At 39.3% G+C, this 7,520-nt stretch carries 8 protein-coding genes; 2 read left to right on the top strand and 6 right to left on the bottom strand.

Going from position 1 to position 7,520, the window contains the following annotated elements; genetic code table 11:
- Positions 1-743 (top strand): IS110 family transposase (locus tag ATS75_RS17045; protein WP_058561626.1); only part of this gene is annotated, 743 nt, incomplete at its 5' end.
- A gap of 15 nt (positions 744-758) precedes the next feature.
- On the opposite strand, the gene ATS75_RS17040 is transcribed toward ATS75_RS17045, so the two are convergent.
- The 4 genes from ATS75_RS17040 to ATS75_RS17025 all read right to left on the bottom strand — a co-directional run bounded on the left by ATS75_RS17040 (position 759) and on the right by ATS75_RS17025 (position 4,842).
- Complete coding sequence (locus ATS75_RS17040; RefSeq protein WP_058561615.1) at positions 759-1,205, bottom strand: hypothetical protein; 447 nt, start codon at positions 1,203-1,205, stop codon at positions 759-761.
- Between the two features lie 295 nt (positions 1,206-1,500).
- Entirely contained in the window at positions 1,501-2,787 is a 1,287-nt protein-coding gene (locus ATS75_RS17035) for a hemolysin family protein (protein WP_058561614.1), read from the bottom strand.
- Positions 2,788-2,910: 123 nt separating this feature from the next.
- Positions 2,911-3,603, bottom strand: coding sequence for a transporter substrate-binding domain-containing protein (locus tag ATS75_RS17030; RefSeq protein ID WP_058561613.1), 693 nt, complete (start codon positions 3,601-3,603; stop codon positions 2,911-2,913).
- Positions 3,604-3,732: 129 nt separating this feature from the next.
- Positions 3,733-4,842, bottom strand: a complete 1,110-nt coding sequence (locus ATS75_RS17025; protein WP_058561612.1) for an arginase family protein — start codon at positions 4,840-4,842, stop codon at positions 3,733-3,735.
- 537 nt (positions 4,843-5,379) lie between these two features.
- On the opposite strand from ATS75_RS17025, the gene udp reads away from it, so the two are divergent.
- Positions 5,380-6,141: a uridine phosphorylase gene (gene udp, locus ATS75_RS17020; protein WP_058561611.1), complete on the top strand. Its 762-nt coding sequence runs from the start codon at positions 5,380-5,382 to the stop codon at positions 6,139-6,141.
- Here udp and cdd read toward each other — a convergent pair.
- Together cdd and ATS75_RS17010 are read right to left on the bottom strand one after the other, a co-directional pair.
- Entirely contained in the window at positions 6,124-7,053 is a 930-nt protein-coding gene (gene cdd / locus ATS75_RS17015; RefSeq protein WP_058561610.1) for a cytidine deaminase, read from the bottom strand. The genes udp and cdd overlap by 18 nt on opposite strands.
- Positions 7,054-7,102: 49 nt before the next feature.
- Entirely contained in the window at positions 7,103-7,480 is a 378-nt protein-coding gene (locus ATS75_RS17010; RefSeq protein WP_058561609.1) for a hypothetical protein, read from the bottom strand.
- Positions 7,481-7,520 lie beyond the last annotated feature (40 nt).

Below are 7,520 nucleotides of genomic sequence, written 5' to 3'. Positions count from 1 at the left end.
AAGAAAAAGACACTCAAATATTCTGTGACTTCTTATTACGCTGGCCCTCTCTTGCTCACGCTAAAAAAGCGAGAAAACAAACACTACTCGACTTCTTTAATCAACATAATTCCCGCTATCCACTCGTTAATGAAAAGCGGATAAAAGAAATAAAGGGGGCAGAAATACTCACCGAAGATATGGCGGTGATCACGCCAAACTTATTGCTTATTGAATGCCTCGTGCCGCAACTTAAACAGCTGATGATGGCAATAACACGATTTGATGACGAAATTAAAACACTTTATAAGCAACATACAGATCGCGCTATTTTTGATAGCTTACCGGGTGCAGGGCCACAATTAGCCCCTCGATTATTAGCCGCTATGGGGTCAAATCGTGATCGCTATAAATGCGCCGCTGACATACAAAAATACGCAGGCATTGCTCCCGTAACCAAACGCAGTGGCAAAAAGGAATGGATACACTGGCGGTACTCATGCACTAAGTTTTTAAGGCAAACGTTTGTGGAATGGGCTGGGCTCTCTGTGCGATATTCATTTTGGGCAAAAGCCTATTATCGGCAGCAAGAAGCCAAAGGAAAACCTCATAATACCATCATCAGATCATTGGCATTTAAGTGGATACGGATCCTATTTAGATGCTGGAAAACACATACGCCCTACGATGAATCAACTTACTTAACGGCATTGAGAAGTAAGGGATCACCGCTGTTAAAATTTGCGGTGGAAAGTGGGCTTTAGTGCTAGCTGTCCACCTCAGGGCGTGTTGTTATATTGCAACTCATACTCACTGTATTTAATAGTTTTTAATTCCATGACGTTAGGGATAATTAGATCTCGACCGCCATAGGAAATATTAATTTGAACAATTAAATTACTTTCGTTAACGAATGCAATATCACTACGCATAAATTGGTTGTTTGTAAGTACATCTGACTTCGTCACAGTCATTAGCATTTCCCTGTCGTCTAATTGCATGGTTACTGCAACTTCAGATAAAGTTTCTCCTTTATCATCTTTGACGGGATAAACAATAATTGCCCAGTTATTTATTCCATTTTCTGACTCTACAATTACTCTTTTAATTCCTAAGTCAAAAAGCTCTTGATAAGTTAACTTAGTCGGAACAAGCATGTGTATGTCCGTTGAAGCAACAGACTTAAACGAAACTAGAATGAATAAAAACGCTAAAATTGTACGCATACTTCCCTTGCAATATAACAACTTTATCAGAGGACATTTTCCCTATTTTAGCGCGAAAACGTCCTTATTTTGTGAACTTATATTAATAGCAAATAGTGTAAGCTATTGCCAGCTATAAATATTATGCTTTTTGTAGCTTATATAAACATGTAAAAAAGAGGAAAGTTTCCTCTTATTCTACTAAGTTAATGACGACTCATCTGAATAATCGGTTATAGATCAAAGCTGCCTGTCAGCTGAGGTCCTGGCCTTTTCATCCAAACAGGAAGTCAGGTGTAATCTACTACCACTTAATTTATATTACTGAAGGTATTTTTGAGACCAGTAATTGCTCTACTCTTACGCCTTCTACGTCCACCACTTCAAATTTAAAGCCAGCGTAGTTAATAAACTCTGCTCGTTTTGGAATGCGCTTCATTGAGTAAATTAGAAAACCAGCAACGGTTTCATAGTGCATTTGTTCTGGAAACTCATCAATTTCAAGTACTTTAGCCAACTCTACTACAGGGGTTAAGCCATCTACCAACCACGAACTCTCGTCACGCGCTATAATCAACTCATCACCAGTATGGGTTATTAAATCGCCCATAAACCCTTTCATTAAGTCTTTAACGGTCACAATACCGACCACCAGCGCATACTCATTCACAACCACTGCAAAGGGTTTGGCCGCTCCTTTAAATGCGTTCAATGCCTCTGACAAACTCAGTGTTTCAGGTAAATAAAAGGTTTCTTTTTCTAAGAGTTCATCATTAATATTGGCCGCTTCGCCTTTGAGCACTTGGCGCAGTATATCTTTAGACTCAACAGAGCCGATAAGTTTATCTAAATTACCATTGCACACTAAAAAGTGATTATGCGGGTGATCAATTATCTTACTGGCTATATCTGCACTGGCTTCTTTAATATCAAAATAAACTATTTGATCGCGGGGTGTCATCACACTGGATAAAAAGCGCGCTTCAAGGTCAAACACGTTACCAATTAAATTATATTCTTGTTGCTGCAGGCTGCCATATTCAGCGCCGGCATCCATCATTGCCACAATGTCTTCTGTGGTAACAATATCTTCACGCTCTGCGGGTACTTTAAACAACTTTAAAATAATATTTGTCAGACCATTAAAAAACATCACCAGTGGTGTCAGTGCAAACGTCACCCAGCGCATGAGTGTAACAAGCCTAACCGCTACAGCTTCGGGCATAATCATTGCTAAACGCTTTGGCATTAAATCGGCAAATAAAATAAACAACGATGTAATCGTAAAAAATGAAATGATAAAGCTAATTTGCGCTAGTAATGGGCCTTGGTAAACCATGGCTAAAACACGTTCAACATAAGGAGATAGTGCTTGCTCCCCCACAATACCGCCTAAAATTGCAATGGCATTGAGTGCAATTTGAATCATGGCAAAAAAAGCGCCGGGTTGCTCTTGCAGTTTTAACACCGCTGCCGCGTTGGCGCTTCCTTCATCAGCCATAACTCTTAATTTTATTTTGCGCGAAGCCGCTATTGCAATTTCAGACATAGCAAACAACGCACTGATCAAGATCAATAAACCAATCCCGATTAAATCACCCATTAATTACTCCAATAAAGTATGCTTTCATCAATAAAAGCTGCTGAATTATAGGCGCTTTTTAGCGCAGAGCAATACCTATTTTAAAATATAAAAATAAAATAAAAACAACAAGTTATGATTCATTCAACTTGCTTCAGAAAATACGCGGGTTAATTCTTTTATAGATGCTTTGTCTATCTGTTTATGACAAGCAAAATAGAGTGCAGGTTGCGTCACTTGGATTTTTAGCACGGCTTTTAAGTTTTCTTTAACAGCTCGTTTGCTATGCTCATACTCTACACGTTGCTCTGGCAAAACGACTAAGTCGATACTATTTTTACGGCTACTAACAATATTAAAAATATTATCAAAACTGTCTATTAACAACAGGTTTTTACCCTCTTCAAAACCCTGCGATACCAAATATTGATGACTATAATTATCTTTGAGTACAGCGATGCGGAATTTTTTTGCTTGCTCTAAATTATCCAGCGAAATAGTTTTAGAGTTTAATGCATAGAAGTAGGTGTTCAAATCTGATAATTGAGCAATCCAGACTAGTTTATCTTCTCGTAATTCTGATCGTGATATAGAAAAAATACACGTTTGCGGGTCGCGTAGTGCCGCATTGTAAGCTGTGCTCCAACTATGCACCGTTATGCTGTAGTCAAGCGAAGAGCTATCGAGTGCTTTGCGTACTCTTTCGTACACATGACCCGTTAATTTATTATTATGATCGAGGTATTGCGCCGGCGGGAAGTTTTCCGTCACTACATTTAATTTAGCAAAGCATTGCGAGCTAAAAGCAACACATAATAAATAGATCCATTTATTCACTACTACCCCACTTTACTTAATTGTTTCATCATTATTTATTGATGATTAATTAAATATAGCCTCAATTAACTGATAAGTGAATAGAAAACAGGCTATAAAGCCTGTTTTAATTTTAATAATCTGAATAAACTAGCGATTCATTGCATTAATCAAAAATGCTGAGATTTTAGCCCCTTCCCTCAGCGTTGTTTCTGAACTTGATTGCCCTACTAAGGAGCTATCAGTAAATGGCGCAATTTCCATCATATCAGCTCCCGTAATTGGGAACTCATCAGCCAGTGCAGACAATATATCAAGCGCATGTTGTGGTGTTAAACCATTGCCTTCAGGGGTACCGGTCGCCGATGCAAACTCTTCATCAAGGGCATCAATATCAAAGCTCACATAGAGTTCATCGACATTATCCGCTTTAAGCTGTGCAATCACTTCTTGAGCAATATCGTGCGCGCCACGTTCAATAATTTCGTGCGCCCAATGTTGCTTAATACCAAACGTTGACTCCCAGTGCTCTTTAGGTTTGCCACTAGAGCGAATTCCAAACTGAACCAAGTTCTTTGGTGCAGGTAAAAACTCCAAAATATGTGTACACCACGAGCCAAAGCATAAATCGATACCTAAACGCTCAACTAATAAATCAGTATGTGCATCAAAATGAATGATTGCAGTGCGTTTGCCTTGCTCACGTTTTGCTTTTAAGTACGCTTTGGTTAGTGGGTAGCTAATTGAATGGTCACCGCCAATGCCAAAAATGCCTTTATCCGTAAATGTGGCATAAAAGCTATCACACACATCTTCAGTGATAGATAGAGGGCTGACGTAATAATCGCTATTTGGATTATCATACAGTGCTTTTTGACAGTTGCTGATGGTTGCTTCATTCAAATATTTATCATGGAGTAAATGAGGAATAACGCGTACATCACCTAAATCAAATGATTTAGCCTGTGGTTGTTGATCAATCAACGTTGAACGTAAAAACAACGGCCCCCAATTTGCGCCGCGCAAAATACCACCGCCACAATCAGAGCTAATGCCAAGCATGACTGCTTTGTGAGGGCTATCAGCAAGGGTATCTAAAGAGTCACGCCATAAAGGCTCAACGTTATCTTCTTGACCGTAAAGCTTATTACGTAATGCAGCTTTACGCTCTTTGGCTGTATTAACGGTAAAAACACCGTCGCCTGGTGGGCATAAGCAGTGCTCAACTTTACTTTTGAATGTTTGCCATTGTGTGCTCATTTCGATTCCTTAACTGTATGTTCTTGCGTAGTTATGCAAAAAAGCGTTGTTGAAAATAAGTTTAATAAAACCTTCATACTGCTAGTGCGCACAGTTTTATTGACTCAAACGCGCTTCGGATTAACACCAAATAAATTTTAAATGTTATTTAATATCAATAAATTAAGCCGCATTACAATACAACGCATAAGTTCAAATAAAATACATTAAGTGAGTGATATAGTGTCTGCCTAAACAAGTCAACCTTTGCACTATTTGAAAAATAGCACTCGGTGATTGAATATTCATAGTGAATGAATAAAAGTGAATTAAGGGCGGTGATTCACTTTGCACTTATAAGCCTTTTTTATGACCATTTACATTGTTACATCACGTTTAATTTAATAACGTGTTATTTAAAAGGGCTTAGGTATAAACGGACATCCGTCCTGTACTTAGGCATTCTTAATCGTAATGATGCTATATTGACAACAACTCTCTATAAATTTAGCGTTGTTAAACGCTAATTATAAAAAGTATTAATAAGGCAGCACCACTATGGAAAAGGTATTTCACCTAGGACTCACTCGCAATGACTTGCAAGGCGCTACATTAGCAATCGTGCCAGGCGACCCAGATCGTTCAGCACGTATATCAGAACATTTAGAAAACCCACATTGCTTAGTGCGTACCCGTGAATTTCATGCTTATTTAGGTACGCTCAGTGGTCAATCAGTGGTTGTATGTTCAACGGGGATTGGCGGCCCATCTACATCTATTGCGGTAGAAGAGCTTGCTCAACTTGGCATAGAGACATTTTTGCGTATTGGTACCACTGGCGCTATCCAACCTCATATTAACGAGGGCGATATTTTAATTAGCCAAGCATCCGTTCGTTTAGATGGCGCAAGCCAACACTTTGCACCACTTAGCTACCCAGCTGTCTCTGATTTTTTTGCAACGCAAGCAATGGTAGCAGCCTGTAATAACTTAGATATTGATTTTCATATTGGTATCACCGCATCAAGCGACACATTCTACCCAGGCCAAGAACGTTACGACACGTACTCAGGTTATGTACCAAAAGCATTTCAAGGGAGCTGTGAAGAATGGCAAAAACTTGGTGTAATGAATTATGAAATGGAATCAGCCACATTATTTACCATGTGTGCAGCATTAGGGCTAAAAGCAGCGTGCGTTGCGGGTGTTTTAGTTAACAGAACTCGTCAAGAAATCCCAAATGTAGACCACGGCGAAATAGAGAGAAAATCTGTCGCCGTGGTGCTTGAAGCTGCTAAAGTCTTACTGAGTAAGTCGTAAACTATAGGTTTCTAAGGCTGGTAAGTTAGCATAACTTGCCAGCACAGCTTCGCTCACTTGCTGCTGATTTTCAGCCCCTTTTGTCTGCACCAGCTCAATCTTCTGAATTGTTTGGGCATCCATTGGTAGACCTGCCAAGTATAACTGGCTGATAGCACTTTGCAGCGGTGCAAGACTTGGGCTATACGCTGCGTTTTCAGCATAACGACCATAAAAGTTGCCATGCTCAAACGTCGTAATTTTTACTGCGCTAAAATTCTTAGTGTAAGGCACATAAGCATTTAATGCCGCATCAACTAATGCCCCACATACCCCACTTTGATCTACCACTGTTTGTGTAACAGGAGCCGGGTTAAATAAACTGTACTCATTCCCTAAGTCAGTCGGCCCAAACGCAGCAGGTAATAACTCGTTGAGTTTATATTGCTGACTTGGTAATAAAATATCAAAGGTCGTGGCATCTGCCAGCTCATTCATAAACTGACGACAGTAGCCACAAGGTGCATCACTGATGGCAATTTTAACAATTGATTTAGCGCCATTAAGCCAAGCATTATTAATTGCTGATTGCTCAGCATGCACGACTAAACTTAGCGGTTGATGTGTAAATTCAACATTAGCACCAAAGTAAAAGTTAACGTGCTGGTTTTCATCAAGCCCTAGTACCACCGCGCCCACTAAAAAGTGTGATACGGGCGCTACAGCAAACAAGGAAGCGATCGGTAAACACTCCCTGAGCAGTTGTTCCTGAGTAAGTGAATATTCACTACATAGATTTTCTATGTCTTGGGTAGTTAACCTACCTCTTTGTGATTTTATTTGATTGAACAACGCATCGCGCTTTGGTTTATCAAATAGATGTGTGTGCCCTGTTATTGAATTTATAGGCGAAGGAGATGTTGATGAAGTCATAAATACATTTTACTTATCTAATGGCTTCATAGTGTAAAATGTTCAGTCGCTAATTACCAGATTGATTTACAAGCCATGTTTTTGCGCTTCTAAAGCACTCGAAATTTTCAGCAGTGATATCAAAGCGTTTTGCTTTTTGTAAAAATAAATCATGCATAAAGCCGTCAAAGCTAACCACTCTTGCCACAACGCAATGTTTTAGCCAATTCGAGATTACAGGCATAATATTTAATAAGTCACTCGCAGGAAAGTTATGCGTTACCTCAGACACATCGACAAGTAATTTGTTACTGCCATAGATTGCAACGTGCTGTTGCGCTATCTGATAAAAATTAACCACATCCTGTGCTGACGCATTCCCTCTCAATGTCATCATGATTAATGATGAAGATGCATCAAATGTGATGCTGGTTGAAATATTTGACATTAAAGGCTCAATCGAATTAATACAGGTTAAGCTAAATAAG

It is taken from the genome of Pseudoalteromonas sp. H105 (assembly GCF_001469215.1).
In the GTDB taxonomy this organism is placed as follows: domain Bacteria; phylum Pseudomonadota; class Gammaproteobacteria; order Enterobacterales; family Alteromonadaceae; genus Pseudoalteromonas.
The sequence above is the reverse complement of the archived record's forward strand: the minus strand, read 5'-3'. Positions and strand labels throughout refer to the sequence as shown.